The sequence below is a fragment of the Thermoleptolyngbya oregonensis NK1-22 genome, assembly GCF_032705245.1.
Lineage (GTDB): Bacteria > Cyanobacteriota > Cyanobacteriia > Elainellales > Elainellaceae > Thermoleptolyngbya > Thermoleptolyngbya sichuanensis.
The window spans coordinates 69,870-84,395 of sequence record NZ_CP053540.1 but is presented as its reverse complement, the minus strand read 5'-3'; the positions used below and the strand labels follow the sequence as shown (position 1 = coordinate 84,395).

The 14,526-nt window shown below is 54.9% G+C and carries 13 protein-coding genes and 1 pseudogene; 10 read left to right on the top strand and 4 right to left on the bottom strand.

The window, feature by feature from the left end:
- The first annotated feature begins 35 nt into the window (after positions 1-35).
- The 3 genes and pseudogenes from HNI00_RS00390 to HNI00_RS00385 all read left to right on the top strand — a co-directional run bounded on the left by HNI00_RS00390 (position 36) and on the right by HNI00_RS00385 (position 2,646).
- Positions 36-326, top strand: coding sequence for a nucleotidyltransferase family protein (locus tag HNI00_RS00390; protein WP_420156263.1), 291 nt, complete (start codon positions 36-38; stop codon positions 324-326).
- A pseudogene (locus HNI00_RS22025) lies at positions 313-653 on the top strand (HepT-like ribonuclease domain-containing protein). The gene HNI00_RS00390 and the pseudogene HNI00_RS22025 overlap by 14 nt, the downstream one beginning before the upstream one ends.
- 352 nt (positions 654-1,005) lie before the next feature.
- Entirely contained in the window at positions 1,006-2,646 is a 1,641-nt protein-coding gene (locus HNI00_RS00385; RefSeq protein ID WP_316789681.1) for an MFS transporter, read from the top strand.
- 11 nt (positions 2,647-2,657) lie between these two features.
- Here the strand turns inward: HNI00_RS00385 and HNI00_RS00380 are convergent, their stop codons facing one another.
- Positions 2,658-4,262, bottom strand: coding sequence for a Tle-like phospholipase domain-containing protein (locus tag HNI00_RS00380; protein WP_316789678.1), 1,605 nt, complete (start codon positions 4,260-4,262; stop codon positions 2,658-2,660).
- 278 nt (positions 4,263-4,540) lie between these two features.
- Here HNI00_RS00380 and HNI00_RS00375 point away from each other — a divergent pair, with 278 nt between their 5' ends.
- The 6 genes from HNI00_RS00375 to HNI00_RS00350 all read left to right on the top strand — a co-directional run bounded on the left by HNI00_RS00375 (position 4,541) and on the right by HNI00_RS00350 (position 11,315).
- Entirely contained in the window at positions 4,541-5,398 is an 858-nt protein-coding gene (locus tag HNI00_RS00375; RefSeq protein ID WP_316789676.1) for an SDH family Clp fold serine proteinase, read from the top strand.
- 661 nt (positions 5,399-6,059) lie between these two features.
- Positions 6,060-6,371, top strand: a complete 312-nt coding sequence (locus tag HNI00_RS00370; protein WP_068509782.1) for a DUF6679 family protein — start codon at positions 6,060-6,062, stop codon at positions 6,369-6,371.
- 535 nt (positions 6,372-6,906) lie between these two features.
- The gene (locus tag HNI00_RS00365) at positions 6,907-7,962 is read left to right on the top strand and encodes an MraY family glycosyltransferase (RefSeq protein ID WP_316789674.1); all 1,056 of its coding nucleotides are present in this window, start codon (positions 6,907-6,909) and stop codon (positions 7,960-7,962) included.
- 18 nt (positions 7,963-7,980) lie between these two features.
- Positions 7,981-9,273 carry a competence/damage-inducible protein A gene (locus HNI00_RS00360; protein ID WP_316789672.1) on the top strand — a complete coding sequence of 431 codons (1,293 nt, stop codon included), beginning with the start codon at positions 7,981-7,983 and terminating at the stop codon, positions 9,271-9,273.
- Between the two features lie 144 nt (positions 9,274-9,417).
- The gene (locus HNI00_RS00355; protein WP_297086340.1) at positions 9,418-10,488 is read left to right on the top strand and encodes an LOG family protein; all 1,071 of its coding nucleotides are present in this window, start codon (positions 9,418-9,420) and stop codon (positions 10,486-10,488) included.
- 422 nt (positions 10,489-10,910) lie between these two features.
- A complete protein-coding gene (locus HNI00_RS00350) occupies positions 10,911-11,315 on the top strand; it encodes a hypothetical protein (RefSeq protein ID WP_316789668.1) in 405 nt (134 codons plus the stop codon).
- 32 nt (positions 11,316-11,347) lie between these two features.
- Here HNI00_RS00350 and HNI00_RS00345 read toward each other — a convergent pair whose 3' ends face one another.
- Entirely contained in the window at positions 11,348-11,506 is a 159-nt protein-coding gene (locus tag HNI00_RS00345) for a hypothetical protein (RefSeq protein WP_316789666.1), read from the bottom strand.
- A 32-nt stretch (positions 11,507-11,538) separates the two neighbouring features.
- Entirely contained in the window at positions 11,539-12,690 is a 1,152-nt protein-coding gene (locus HNI00_RS00340) for a sodium-dependent bicarbonate transport family permease (RefSeq protein ID WP_420156236.1), read from the bottom strand.
- Positions 12,691-13,276: 586 nt separating this feature from the next.
- On the opposite strand from HNI00_RS00340, the gene HNI00_RS00335 reads away from it, so the two are divergent.
- Positions 13,277-13,591: a P-II family nitrogen regulator gene (locus tag HNI00_RS00335; RefSeq protein WP_068511355.1), complete on the top strand. Its 315-nt coding sequence runs from the start codon at positions 13,277-13,279 to the stop codon at positions 13,589-13,591.
- Between the two features lie 120 nt (positions 13,592-13,711).
- Here HNI00_RS00335 and HNI00_RS00330 read toward each other — a convergent pair whose 3' ends face one another.
- A complete protein-coding gene (locus HNI00_RS00330; protein ID WP_316789664.1) occupies positions 13,712-14,509 on the bottom strand; it encodes a lipoate--protein ligase family protein in 798 nt (265 codons plus the stop codon).
- Positions 14,510-14,526: the final 17 nt, after the last annotated feature.

The window sequence follows — 14,526 nt, the reverse complement described above, 5'->3', positions numbered from 1 at the left end:
TAACTGCTATGAAGCTTAAAACAATTGAGTTGCCGATGGAACAGATTCAACAATTTTGCGATCGCTGGCAGATCGTCGAGTTCGCCTTGTTTGGCTCTGTTCTGCGAGATGATTTTCGTCCTGATAGTGACATTGATGTGTTAGTCACTTTCGCGCCAGAAGCGGAACGAGGGTTATCTGAAACACTGCAAATGAAAGACGAGCTACAAACCATCTTCAACCGAAAAGTCGATTTTATTGTTAAAGCAGCGATTGAGCGTAGTGAGAACTGGCTGCGACGCAAAAACATCCTGGAATCTGCACAGGTTATCTATGCCACGCGATAACGAATCCTTAATTGATATTGAACGAGCAGCCAGACGAGTTATACGCTATGCCGCTGATTGCGATCGTGCCAGTCTTCAAATAAATGACGAAAAAATCTCTGCAATACTTTATCAAATACAATCATCGGCAAAGCAGCCAAACGATTATCTCAGGACTTTCGCCAACAATATCCAGAGATTCCCTGGCGAGAAATTACAGGAATGCGGGATGTGATTGTTCATGACTATGATCAGGTTGATCTTGATATTGTTTGGGATGTGATTCAAAACAAACTGCCTGAATTACTAATATCTCTTCAGTCGTTACTCCCTTCAGAAGATTCATAACCTTTCCTGCGATAAGGTTACGAGTCCTCTCAACCGCATTACGGTTTGAAGCAGATGGGCGATCGCAGCGAGTGGTTGGCGGTTTTATTGCGATCGCACCATATCTTCATGCAAAGCTGAAAACGACGCTGCTCCAATACAATGCCCCATAATCCTTCAGAAAGCTCGGCAAAGCTGAAACTACTCGTGTGTATAGGTTCTGGATTTTGGACTGACGAAATGATATGAAATTCTATGGCGATCGCCGAAAATGATGAAATCGTTTCAGAATAAAGATTCCACGCGATGACTTCCGAGGCGATCTTGATTTCCTCGATGGTTATACTGATTTCTTCGCCTGTGAATATACGACATGGACGCAGACGCTCCTAATCCATCTATCACGCTTAGCAAAAAAGAGTTTTGGGCGCTCTGGCTGACGTTGTTTCTGATTGCCTACAACATCAGCGTCATTTCGCCCGTCATGCCCCTCCTGGTGCGGGAGTTGAACACCAGCATCGGCTATATCCAGAGTGCGCTGGTGCTGTTTTCCCTGGTCACTGCATCCTTTGCGCCGACGAGTGAAAACCTGTGTCGGTTCTATGGGCGAGAGCGAATCTTTTTGGGTGGACTGTTGCTCTATGGCCTCGGCATTGTGGCCATGGCTCTCAGCCCCACGATTGGGTTCTGGGTGGTCAGCTTTTCGCTGCTGACGGGGCTGGCGGCGACCCCTTTGGTCAGCGCTCCCTGGAGCATTATGGACTTTGCCTACGACGGTAAACAGGAAGAGCAGGCCACCGTTGCATTCATCCTGGCTTCGGTTATCGGCGGTCTGTCGGGGAGCTTGCTGGGCGGTTTCATCGCGTCTCATTTTGGCTGGCGCTGGTCGTTTACCCCGTCGCTTATTGTCTTTGTGCTGGTGCTGGTGATGGGCAGAACCTTGCCCTCTACCTCGGTTCCTCGCAAGGTTCCGATCGATTGGGTGGGCGGGTTGGTGTCCTTTTTGGGCTTTGGCAGTATTTTGCTGGGCGTGGGGCTGGCGGGGGAATATGGCTGGTGGAAGCCCAAGCAGGTCTTTTCGATTGCGGGGCTGGTGATTCCGCCCTTTGCGGTGTCAATTGTGCCGACGCTGATTTCGGTGGGGGTAATTTGTCTTGGCTTTTTTGCTGTCTGGCAGCGACAGCAGCAGCAACAGCCCGCTGGCATTCCGCTGATGCGCGTGGGGCTGCTGCGAAACGCTGTGTTTGTGAACGGGCTGCTGACGGCGATGCTGCATACGCTGGTCACGTCTGGCATTCAGTTCAACCTGTATCAATCGCTGCCGATCATTCTGCCGCTCAACCCATTTCAAACGGCGATCGCCGTTTTGCCCTACACCCTAACGATGGTAGTGGTCGTGGTGCTGCTGCTCAAGCGGTTGAAAATCGATCAGCAATTGTTTCCCAAGTATCTGGTGCATATTGGGCTATCGCTGCTGATTGTGGGATTGCTGGCGATGTATTGGGCGATCGCCCCCGATATGACGACCCTCAGCATCCTGCCCGCGCTGATGCTCATGGGCGTGGGGTCGGGACTATTTTCGGTCTATATTGGCAGGCTCACCTACGCTACCACCTCAAAGCGGGAAAAACCCGAAGGAACCGGAATCTACAACCCGTGCCAGCAGTTGGGCAGTTCTCTGGGGCGCGGCATTTTGGGCACGATTTTGATTACCTCGGCCTCTATTGACGTGGTGGATCAGGTCGCGCAACTCATGGGGCTGAGCCTTTCGAGCGAGCAGCGACTAAACGCCATTACCGCTTTGCAGCGGATGGTGCAGACCTTTTCCAAGCAAGAACGCCGAGAGGCGCTGGCTAGAGTGCTGCCCGAACCCGTGATGGCGCAGCTTCCCGAAGTGGCCCGCCTGGCCGCCGTCGAAGGCATGAAGATTGCGCTACTCGTCGCCATTGCCGTCAGCGTGGTCTGCCTGCTGCTTTCCACCCAACTCCCCAAGCGGGGCCGCCGCCGTCCCTGATTTTCTGTCCCTTAGGCAACGTAGGTGAACTGGCTGCTCGTGAGGTTGAGCCGTGCGCCTTGCACAATGGCAATGAGTTCGTCGGGGCCGCTGCTTTGCCGGAGGAAAATTTGCGTGCTGATGCCCAGGTTTTGTAGGCGATAGTCGGCGGCTTTGCTCTTGAGCTGGAGGCGATCGCCCGTGCCAAATCCCGTAATCAGCGCGTAATCGTTTAGCCCCGCTTGGTTGGGGTTGCCGTCATCATAAAACACGCCCCTGGCGTTGCCTAGCAGGTATACATCGGAGCCGTTACCGCCATTGAGAACATCCACCTCGCCCCGCCCGGGCCGCTGCGAGTCTGGGGTCACGCCAATCAGCGTGTCGGCCCCGTTGCCGCCAATCAGCGTATCCCTGCCTGCGCCGCCAACTAGCTGATCGGCTCCGTTGCCGCCAATCAGCGAGTCGTTGCCATTGTTGCCCAGCAAGGTGTCGTTGCCTGCGCCGCCGAAGATCGTGTCGTTGCCTGCGCCGCCTTGCAGCAGGTCGTTGCCGCCGTTGCCAAAGATCTGGTCATTGCCGCCTGCGCCGTTGGCCGTGTTGTCGGCATCGTCGCCCACCAAAAAATTATCTTGCTCTGGAGCCAGCGCCGCCCGTGCGCCCAGCACCAGCCCCAAAAAGGAGAAGTTGGGCGAGGTGCGGAGGGCTTCCACGCTGGCACGAGATACCAGTTGAGCCGCCAGCCCCGGATTGACAAAATTGAGCGCTGCCAGAAACTCGTTGAAATCGGAATCGCCAATGAAGCTAAACGTAGGGCTGCTAAGTTCGGCGACGGAGAGGTCTGTCGTGCTGTAACCTGCGGGTGGCGTGCTGAGCAGACGGCGGATTTGACCATGCTTGTCGAGCAGGGTGATGGGGTTAATCGCAGGGTCGGTGTAGGCCTGCAAGACGACCTTGCCGTTGATAAACGCCTGCCCGCCCAGCGACACAAAATCGCCCTTGACCACGTAATGGGTGACGGTCTTGTCTGCGCCGCCTGCGGCGAGGAACTGAGCGGCGATCGCCCCGCTGGTTCCCGGCGAGTTGAACGTGACAATTTCCCCCACCAAGTCCGTTAGCTCAGCGGCCGCGATTTGGGCAATGCCGCCGCCCAAGCTGTGGCCGATAATATCGGGCCGCACGCCCGTCGCCCCAAAGGTGGCTAGCAGCCAGTCTTCCAGATCGGCTTGATTTGCTTGAAACTGGGCAAACCCAACCCCATTGGGATCTCGGTTGGCCAAATCGTCCAACAGTTCGTTCGTCTGCCGAAACACCAGCACGGGCGGCTTCCCCGGCGTGGTGGATTTCAGCCCCAATGCCTGAAAGCCCGTCGTGGGGTCGTTGAAAATTTGGTCAATGGTGTAGCCTGCCTGAGCCAGAAATGCATCAACCTGCGGCTGAAACTGGGGGTTGTCGGATACCGCGACGATTTCTTTAGCCAGAATTTCGTAAATCGGATGGAGAGGGTTCATGGTGTCGTGTGGTTGTAAAAGAGCCTGGGGCTGAGTTTTGAGGCTGAGTTTTGAGGCTGAGTGATGAGGCTGGGTGATGGGGTGGGGCGATCGCCCGTCTGCCATCTGTGCTGCCATCTGTGCTGCCATCCGTTCTGCTATCTGTACTGCTATCTATAGGGCTGATTCTGGGCAGGTTTATTTTTTCTTTCACCCCCGCTATGACCGATGAGACACGCACCGGGTTCCACTTCGTTACAAAATAGCCTGTGAGAATTAATTCATCCGGTTATCTGGCAAACTGTCTGAAATGGCAGCCTGAAATGGCAAATTGCTCGAAGACATCCACATGTCTGACTTTCAAGTTCTGGCGTTCAGTCTGCGAAATCTCCAGTTTTCACCTCCCTCGCTCCCCTTAGCTTCCTCCCATGAGTCTTGTTAATCTTCTAATCGTCTTTTTTCTGATCTCTTCCATTTCCCCTTTAATTCAGCGGTTTTCAATCGAGCGGCGGCGGCTGATGACGATCCAGGCGTTCGAGCGCAGTCGCGGCAGTCGGGTCATTTTGCTCATCCACCGCCAGGAATCCATTAGTTTTCTAGGCGTTCCCGTTTCTCGCTTCATCAGCATCGAAGACTCTGAACAGGTGCTGCGGGCGATCCGGCTGACCCCACCCAATGTGCCCATCGACCTGATCTTGCATACCCCAGGGGGACTGGTGCTGGCGACCGAGCAAATTGCCCGCGCCCTAGTGCGCCATCCGGCCAAGGTGACGGTGTTTGTGCCCCACTACGCCATGAGCGGCGGCACGATGCTGGCGATGGCTGCCGATGAAATCGTGATGGACGAAAACGCAGTGCTGGGCCCGGTCGATCCGCAGTTGGGCAGCACGCCTGCTGCCAGCGTGTTGAAGGTGCTGGAAGACAAGCCCATCAGCGATATCGATGACCAGACCATCGTGACCGCTGACATCGCCCGCAAGGCCATTCGCCAGGTGCAAAAGTTTGTCCGCACGCTGCTCGAAGACTGCGTGCCCAAGCGTAAAATCGAACCTGAAAGAATTGACCGCATTATCGAAGCGCTGACGACGGGGCAGGTGACGCACGACTACCCGATTTCGGTAGAAGAAGCCCAGGAACTTGGGCTGCACGTCGTTGCTGGGCTACCCAAGATCATCTACAGCCTGATGGATCTGTATCCGCAGCCGTCGATGGGTCGCCCCACCGTGCAATACATTCCGCTGCCCTACGAAAACCGCCCGATGCTGCCGGAGTCTATTAAGGAGTAAGGATTAAGACCGATACAGTTGGGTGACTTCTCGCAGTTTTAGCCCAGAAGGGATGATTGGAGTTGGAACGCTAGCTGCAAGCGCGTTAGTCCTGAGTGTAGGGATTGGTCGGGTCTTTCTGGAATTTCTGGAATTTTAAGGATGCGATAAAGAACCTGAGAACTGGCTCGGATTGAGTCCCCAAGCGGATTAAGCTAGATTTCAGGTCGGTTTTCCAACTGCCCTCTCACTCTGGCAAACAATCGCTAAAATGGTGGGAAGAATAGCAAGGAGCTATACTTAGTGACTTCGCCCTCTTCACAAGTGCAGACGTTCAGGCTTTAATTTGCATTAATGAGACCTGGCCTTGGGCATTGGTAAAGTTTAATGGTCTACCCCAACTCAAAAATTTTCTGGACTGGGCAAGTTCTCCATCCTCCTTTGCTTCCAAAGAATCTAGGATTTTCGCGGCTGTTCTTTTTGCAAAACTGCATCGAGATGAACAGACAGCCTGTGATCAAACGTTTTCAGATGGTAGGAATATCTAGCTGGGGTCTGCCCTTGGGTTCGAGTTTGGGGCTTTGCCTGCTTGACCTATCAGTTTGATTTAGGAGCTGCGATTTAGAGATGAGGTCGCAGCAGGGTTACGGTTCGATTGTTATCAGTTCAGGAGAAGCGATTCATGCTACACCGCAAGATCTATCAACTCTGTTGTGATGGTCGGGAAGTCTGGATTTTCTTGCGGGATCAGCAGCGATGGATTGAGCGAGCGCGAATTCTCGACATCGAAGGCGATCTGGTGACGCTGCGCTACGAAACGGAAGAAGAAGACGAGATGTGTTCTTGGGAAGAAATGATTCGGCTGGAAAGCATTGGCTCGGTAATGCAAAAGTTGGCGACGGTGCCGCGAGGGGATTCGGAGCCGCTGGTGTCGGAAGATTGCCCTGAGGCGGAGCAAATCCGCAACCATCATCCAGAGTCCAACCCTGAGTAGAGCTTTGGGGGTTCTGGGCGATCGCCCCCAAATTGCTCCCAAATTGCTCCCAAATTGCCCCCGAATCGTCCCCAAATCACCCTGAGCAGAGGTTCACAATGTCGCCGTTGACTGGGCTAAGGCCCAGCACGCAGGGACAGGCTCCGTAGAACAGACTCAATAGAAAAGATAGAAAAGATAGAAAAGATGCCGAATGGCGATCGCCCTGAGAGTTGCTCTTGGGGCGATGTTGTTTTGGGCAATGCCAGCTTAATTAGAGTTTAATTAGAGCGAAGCAAGTTTAAATGTCTTAATCTAAGTGGGATGCGGTATTCTGAATGATGTTTTAGCAAGTCTGTCGCTCAGCCTGTCTCTCGACCTTCTCAATGAGGGCGATCGCCCTCACCTGCTCTAAACCTCACCTAGTCTCTAACCTCACCTAATCAGTGCGTCCTGGCGGTGTTCACTCGAAAGTTTTTTGATACGCCCAGTTTTGGGGTACAACATTGCGTAGGTTAACCATAAGTCCTTTTGCACTTCGCCTCCCAAACTTCAGATGCCGCCTTATATTCACTATCATCTGATCGCGTTTCTCGTCGCTGTCGCGGTTGTCCTCGTTTCAACGCCGATCGTCAAAAACTTGGGCATCCGCAGCGGACGAGTCGATATGCCAGGTGGCCGCAAGGTTCACAAGCGCCCGATGGTGCGACTGGGCGGCGTGTCCATTTTTCTGGGAACCGTCGCCGCGCTGGTGGTGGTTTGGCTGATGGGCGGGTTTGGCGTACTGCCGCCCGATAAAGAATACGAAGTATGGGGCGTGGTCATCGGCGGACTAGCCTTTTTCCTGATTGGGCTGGCGGATGACCTGTTCTGCCTGTCGCCCAGCGTGCGCCTGGTGCTGCAAACGGTTTTTGCCACGGCAGCCTGGTTTGCAGGTGTACAGATTGATTTTCTTTCAGTTCCCTTCGATGGGCTGGTAGGGCTAGCGCCGTGGGTGAGTCTGCCGATTACCGTCCTCTGGCTAGTGGGCATGGCCAATGCGATTAACTGGATCGACGGGCTGGATGGACTGGCGGCCGGTGTGGCGGGCATTGCCTCGATGGTGATGCTGGTGGTGTGCTTGTTTATGAACCAGCCTGCGGCGGCGCTGATTGTGGCGGCTCTCGGCGGCGCGAGTTTCGCGTTTCTTCGCTACAACTTCAATCCAGCGCAGATTTTTATGGGCGATGGTGGTGCGTATTTTATTGGCTTTACGCTGGCTGGCGTTGGCGTGATTGGGCTGGTCAAGAGCGTGACCACAGTGGCGGTGCTGCTGCCTTACATTATTTTGGCTGTGCCGATTCTGGATATGTCGGCGGTCATTTTGGATCGCATCCGCAGCGGCAAGTCGCCCTTCAAGGCTGACAAACGCCACCTGCATCACCGCCTGCTGAAGGCAGGACTGCCTCACCGCATGACGGTATTGGTGATCTACGCGCTGACGTTTTGGGTGGGCAGTCTGGCACTGGCGTTTTCTGGAATTCCCAGCGGGCTGGCCTATGCCATCGTGGCCACACTGCTGCTCACCTACGCAGCATGGCAGGCCCGCAAACACGCCCGCTCCCAAGGATAGTGTGGTTAAGGACGGTTCATGAGTGACCTTTCGGCTGGTGCGGCGCATCCTGCCCAGAGTTTTGGGGCGGAGGTGATTTGCGTTGGCACAGAGCTACTGCTCGGCGAAATTCTCAACAGCAATGCCCAGTTTTTGGCTCAAGAACTGGCGGCGCTGGGCATTCCGCATTATTACCAGACCGTGGTGGGCGACAATGTGCGGCGGCTCCAGGCGGCGATCGCCATTGCCTGTGAGCGATCGCGCCTGCTGATTTTCACGGGGGGATTGGGCCCAACGCCGGATGACTTGACCACCGAGGCGATCGCCGATTTTTTTCAGGCCCCCTTGGTGGAACGGCCAGAAGTCTTGGACGACATTACGCAAAAATACGCCGCCCGCGGCCGCGTGATGACCGACAACAACCGCAAGCAGGCCCTGCTTCCCCAAGGGGCGGCAGTGTTGGCAAACCGCACGGGCACGGCCCCCGGCATGATTTGGGAGGCGCGTCCGGGGCTAATCATCCTCACCTTTCCTGGCGTGCCCAGTGAAATGCAGACCATGTGGCGCGAAGTGGCGGTGCCGTTTCTCCGCAGTCGTGGCTTTGGGCAAGCGCCGATTTACAGCCGCACGCTCCGCTTTTGGGGCATTACGGAATCGGCGCTGGCGGAGAAAGTCGCTCCCCTGTTTGACCTCACCCATCCCACCGTTGCGCCCTACGCGGGCAAAGGCGAGGTGCGGCTGCGCGTCTCTGCCAAGGCCGAGTCTGAGGCGGCGGCAATGGCGGCGATCGCCCCCGTTGTTGAGCAAATCCAGCAAATTGCTGGGGCCGACTACTACGGTCAGGACGACGATACCCTAGCCTCGGTGGTGGGGCAGCGTTTGCAAAGGGCCGGCCAGACGCTCTCGGTCGCAGAATCCTGCACAGGCGGCGGGCTGGGCAGCTTTTTGACTACGGTTCCCGGCAGTTCCCGCTACTTTTGGGGCGGCGTTGTTTCCTACGACAACTCGGTCAAAGAATCCCTACTGGGGGTCAATCCCGACGATCTGGCGAACTCCGGAGCCGTCAGCGCGACGGTGGCTGAACAAATGGCCCAGGGCGTGCGATCGCGCCTCGGCACCACCTGGGGACTCAGCATCACAGGCATCGCTGGGCCAGACGGAGGCAGCGCCGAAAAGCCCGTCGGCCTGGTCTACATCGGCCTCGCCGGGCCCAAAACCCAGGTCACCAGCCACCGCTTCCTCTTCGGCGCAAGCCGCGGCCGCGAATGGATTCGCTGGCTAAGCATATGCAGCGCCCTAGATCTACTGCGACGGCAGCTACAAGAGCCATAAAGAAGATAACTATCCCTGTTTTATCTTTTCGTTCTTCGTTCTTCCCTCTTCCCTTTTCGTTCTTCCCTTTTCCCGCCATAGCCGCAACGCCCGCGAGTCACAAAGATCTCGTAAAATAGGGATTCGCGCTGTTTGGAAAGTTGCATGTCTTCATTGTCCAAGTCCGCTGCCTCGGAGTCGCTGTCGCACCAAATTGAACAACTGCTCCACGACCTACCTTCTATGGAGCATGGAGATTTGATCCAGCAGGCGCTCTCGACCATTGTGCAACTGTCCCGCACCGATGCCGATCGCCTCGATTGGAAGATCCTCAGCGCGGCGCTGCAAGACATGGGACGAGCGTTTGAACTGTTTCACCCCTATCGCCACGTCCGCAAAATTTCCATCTTTGGCTCTGCCCGCATTAAGCCCAGCAGCCCGACCTATCAAATGGCGATGGACTTTGCTCGCTGCGTGACGCTCCACGGCTTTATGGTAATCACGGGCGGCGGGCCGGGCATTATGCAGGCCGGCAACGAGGGCGCAGGCACAGACAAATCCTTTGGGCTAAATATCCAGCTTCCCTTTGAGCAGGGGTCGAACCCAATTTTAGAAGGCGGCGACAAGCTGGTGAATTTCAAATACTTCTTCACCCGCAAGCTGTTTTTTCTGCGGGAAAGCGATGCGCTGGCGCTGTTTCCTGGCGGCTTTGGCACGCAGGATGAGGCGTTTGAGTGCCTGACGCTGATGCAAACGGGCAAGTCGGGCTTGCTGCCGCTGGTGCTGCTGGAAACGCCGGGAGATGACTATTGGCAAAGCTGGGAAAGCTACATCAAAGATCAACTGTTGGAGGCAGGGCTGATCAGCGCCGACGACCTGCATCTGTATACGATTACCGACCGGGTGGATGCCGCCTGTGAGGCGATCGCCAGCTTTTATCGGGTCTATCACTCCAGCCGCTACGTCGGCCCCAATCTAGTGCTGCGGCTGAATCAGGCGCTTTCAGAAGAAGAACTGGACTATCTCAACGCAAACTTCAGCGATATCCTGGTGCGCGGCAAAATCGCCCAAATGTCTGCGCTGCCTCAGGAAGCCGACGCAGTAGAAATTGCCCACTTGCCCCGACTGGTGTTTGAATTCAACCAGCGCGACTTGGGGCGACTATACCAGATGATCCGCATTATCAACCGCCTCGGCGCAACCCCACCCGAAAAAGCCCACCCAGAGCAAAAGTAGCACCACCAGTGATGTTTACCATTGGTTGGAGACTACGCCCGAACATCTCACCGCACTATGCGAAAGGTTTGTATGGTCTAGCGCAAGCCGTTCTTCAAAACGTCTGCAAAGCCCGTAGTTTTTCCTTGCGCGGGGCGATCGCACTCACTGATCCCTCGCATCAAGCGTTTAGCGCCTCTACCATGCCCACTTAGCCAAATGCATCGAGTAGCGCCGCACCGTGTAACCTGTGGAGAATCGCATCATTGTTCAACCTAGTGGGCTAGGTGCTGCCCTATCAAGGGTGACCTGCGTCAGGTTTCATATGAAAAATTTCAGTCTAATCACCTAAAATCTGGAATTAACCCAACGGTTTCCGTATAACACCCCTAAATGGGCAGCTATCTAGAATATTTCCGCCTAGTAATATTCTTAACCCTCGCATGATTCGCGACCGCCTCATTCCAGCTTTGAAGCGCGAGTTCGCTGGTTGGGAGATTCAATTCGACTCTCCGCCGCAGCCGATAGCTACGTTCCCCGCGACCCAGCCCGCTGTCGGCAGAGTTTTCGTCTACGATGACGGCGACGAGGCGACAGTTTTGATCGAGAAGATTACGCACAGTCATTTCAATCCCTACGACAAGAAGCTTTCAGAGCCGCAAAGAGACGAGATTGTGACCGAAGATGTTCTAGATTTTCTCCAGGCTTTGTTCAGTGACCGCGTCCTTTTGCATTGCACCCCGGACGGTCGTATGGGTGGTTGGATGAGATTGGATTTACAGAATGGATCGGTTGAGTTATCGCCCGCCCGCTGGTATTTTCTGTGGTCGCGCCCCTACACGCCATGACAACCGGACGCAAAGGTTGAGTTGCGATAGACTTAGGTGAGTGTGCAATGTCCCGAAAGGGATTCGGGGGGCGATCGCCCAAAGGTGCGGGTGCTTCCAGATGAAGGGCGATCGCCGAAAGATGTGGGTACATCAATTTTGACTGGATAAGGCAGATCCTTGCATAGCCGCTGCGTTGGTCGCCGGGTCAAACGAACACCGGCAGACCACGACTCGGCAGGAACTAGCCACCCATGAACGCTTGGGCAAGACCAATGTAAAGCGGTATGCCAAGGGCGATCGCCACTGGCGTTCCAACGGCAGTAGACGCGCCGATGTAGGCAGAAGGGTTGGCTGAGGGGATACCAGCTCGCAGGGTGGGCGGTCCCGAAATGTCGGAACTAGAGCAGGCAATGACGGCCAGGATCACAACACCGCCGAGGCTAAACCCTGTTGCAAAGTGAGCAATCATGCCGAGACCAAAGGCGATTAGCCCATGCACCAGCGGAGCTACTACAGCATAGACAGCGTACCACTGAGCCACCTTACGCAGTTCGCTGAGTCGAGACCAAGCCTCCATACCCATGACCAGCATCAGGACGGAGAGCAGACCCCGAAAGAGAGGCTCGTAGAAACTTTCAAAGACACTATCTGGACGAGTCAGAATGCCCAAGGCTATGCCCAGCAACAGCGCCGAAAGCGCCGAACCCTGGAGACTTTCCTTTACGATGGGCCAAACTCTGACCCGCTTGCTTGGGGCAGCGTCCGGATCCTTCGGATAGCCAGCCGCAGTGATGCCTGACCCGCCGGGATACCTGCTTGCAGGGCCGCTGATCTCGTCGGTATACCCACCGACCGCCACGGACTGCTTGCTGACATACTCCTCATTGAAATAATACTTATCGCGCTTCCGCTTGCTGAGGTAAATGCTAGCTACAACGATTGCCGTCACGAGCGCGGGGATATCCATAAAAGGATAGAGGGCCCCTGCCCAAGCTTCGTACTCAATGCCTTGCTCCTCTAGCAGCGTCAGAGCGGCGGCGAGGGTCGAACCACTCACAGCACCGAACAAGCCTGCGGTAGCAACAGCATCTACGACTTTAACATTTGGCAACTTGGCGAGCGTGTAGCGCCCGATAAATACGATAAGAATGCCCATTGCCGCAGCAAACAATGCAGGTAGCAGCATCTCCGACAGATTGGCGTTGCGGATCGCGATGCCGCCACTCAGACCCACTTTCATGAGCAGCATGAAAACAATGAATTTATAAATTGCATCTGGAATTTGCAGTTGGCTACCGAGGGACGCAAGAACCATGCCGCCAATCAGAAAACCGAGCGTCGGGGACTGCAACTGTGCCACGAAACGCGCTAAGAAACCGGACAAGAAATCCACAGGTACCTCCTTCCACGTCCTCTAGCGAGGAGTCATGATGATGACAGGTGAGATCAAAAGGTTGAAAAAAGCAGGAGCGAAGCAATTCACCCCTACAGCACAGGTGTCATGCAAGAACCTGCCGACGGGCTGCTCAGAGAGGGTAAACCTCCGAAAGACTTCGGACGGCGGTAGCTATCTTGCACTGCTTTCCATAGACTTTCGTCTATCGAGACCTAAATCTCTATGGACTTAAGTCTATCCTAGAATCGACAGATTTTTGCATCCCTTAACGGGGATATGGCATCACATTTCAAATTTGTGTCATAAGTTTTCCTTTTGCGTAGTGATTCTTAATATTGACGGGTTGCTGTCAATCGAGATCATAGATTTTTTCTAGGAATCTAGAACCCACGCACTAGTTTTCCTGAGATTCCATAAGTGGCGCTAATAGATAAGCGGTTTTTATGGAATGTTTTCGCTAATCTGAGTAAACCTTCCGCAATAAGGGGTATCTTTGTCATAAACTCAATGATATGGTTTAAGGAAAAATCATAGACTCTTTTCTTGGATTTTTGCGGCAAGACGCTTTTAGGAGGTAGGTTCCATGACTCAGAAAGCCAGCAAACTCGTCATCGTTACAGAGAAATTGTTGTTAAAGCAAATTACCCAGATTATCGATGAAGCCGGAGCCGCTGGTTATACGGTGATGCCCGCTGGTGGAAAGGGCAGTCGCAACGTGCGCTCGTCGGGACAACCGACTGTTAGCGATGTCTACTCGAATATCAAGATTGAGGTGCTTACCGCCAGTCGGGATATGGCTCTCAACATCGCAGACACCGTTGCAACGAAGTTTTTTGACGATTATTCAGGCATTGCTTATCTCTGTGATGCAGAGGTATTGCACGCGCACAAGTTCTAGGGCTGGTCTTAGTTCTCGCATGACGAGGGGAACCGGGCGATCGCTCTTTCTGGGTCTTTCCAGGGGCGATCGCCTCTCCGTAGCAAGCTTGTAAGTGGCGGGCTGAGTGAAGTTGCAAGCCTACGGGCTTTGGTGAAAATTCTGACGAGCATCGTTCAGAGCATCAATTTGCAGTGCGTCGATTTGCCGCCATTCGGCATTGGTGATGGGTTGTGCAGCGAGGCAAATGCCAAAGCACTGCTCTGCTGCGGTTGCCAGAGCGGTGATGATAGCGGCGAGGTCAGGCGGATCACCGATGGCCGATTGGACCACCCCATCGGTTGCTGGCGCTGTGCCAAAGACCTGACAAGACAGATCGGAGTCGGGGCAGAGGCGCATAGAGCCATGTTGCAAGATGCACTCGCCGCGCCGCAGTTGGGCGCTGCCGATGAGTTTGTGGCCGCTGTCGGTGACTAGATCCGCGCGAGTCGCTGTGCCAAAGCAGTTGGGGTTGTGGATATAGCCGCGGCCGGCTGTGCCGTAGTGGAGCGATACGCCGAGCGATCGCCAGCCTTCAATTAAAAACGAGCAGAGCTTCTCATAAGCGGCGTTGCGGCTGGGCCCCAGCCCCGACGTGATGACGGCATAGGTTAGGTCGCCCTGATGCAGCACCGCACGACCGCCGCTGGGACGACGCACCAGATCGATGGGCTGATTCTGGTAAGTGAGCGATCGCCAGTGTTCAGGAATCTGGCGCTGATGATAGCCAAGAGAAAGGGCGATCGGTTCCCAGGTATAAAACCGCAGCGTCGGCGGATGCAAACCCTGGGCGTGTTGCTCGAACAGCCAGCGATCAAGCGCCATTTGCGTCGCGCCATTGGCTGTAATCAGCGGAATAAGCCGCCAGACGGGGCGAGAACCGTCATCGTTTACGTTCATGGCGGGGGAACCGCCCA

Excerpts from the sequence above, each read along its gene's own strand:
- HNI00_RS00390 (WP_420156263.1), top strand. The coding sequence starts at position 36 with ATGGAACAGATTCAACAATTTTGCGATCGCTGGCAGATCGTCGAGTTC.
- HNI00_RS00385 (WP_316789681.1), top strand. The coding sequence starts at position 1,006 with ATGGACGCAGACGCTCCTAATCCATCTATCACGCTTAGCAAAAAAGAG.
- HNI00_RS00380 (WP_316789678.1), bottom strand. The coding sequence starts at position 4,262 with ATGGCAGCACAGATGGCAGCACAGATGGCAGACGGGCGATCGCCCCAC.
- HNI00_RS00375 (WP_316789676.1), top strand. The coding sequence starts at position 4,541 with ATGAGTCTTGTTAATCTTCTAATCGTCTTTTTTCTGATCTCTTCCATT.
- HNI00_RS00370 (WP_068509782.1), top strand. The coding sequence starts at position 6,060 with ATGCTACACCGCAAGATCTATCAACTCTGTTGTGATGGTCGGGAAGTC.
- HNI00_RS00365 (WP_316789674.1), top strand. The coding sequence starts at position 6,907 with ATGCCGCCTTATATTCACTATCATCTGATCGCGTTTCTCGTCGCTGTC.
- HNI00_RS00360 (WP_316789672.1), top strand. The coding sequence starts at position 7,981 with ATGAGTGACCTTTCGGCTGGTGCGGCGCATCCTGCCCAGAGTTTTGGG.
- HNI00_RS00355 (WP_297086340.1), top strand. The coding sequence starts at position 9,418 with ATGTCTTCATTGTCCAAGTCCGCTGCCTCGGAGTCGCTGTCGCACCAA.
- HNI00_RS00350 (WP_316789668.1), top strand. The coding sequence starts at position 10,911 with ATGATTCGCGACCGCCTCATTCCAGCTTTGAAGCGCGAGTTCGCTGGT.
- HNI00_RS00335 (WP_068511355.1), top strand. The coding sequence starts at position 13,277 with ATGACTCAGAAAGCCAGCAAACTCGTCATCGTTACAGAGAAATTGTTG.
- HNI00_RS00330 (WP_316789664.1), bottom strand. The coding sequence starts at position 14,509 with ATGAACGTAAACGATGACGGTTCTCGCCCCGTCTGGCGGCTTATTCCG.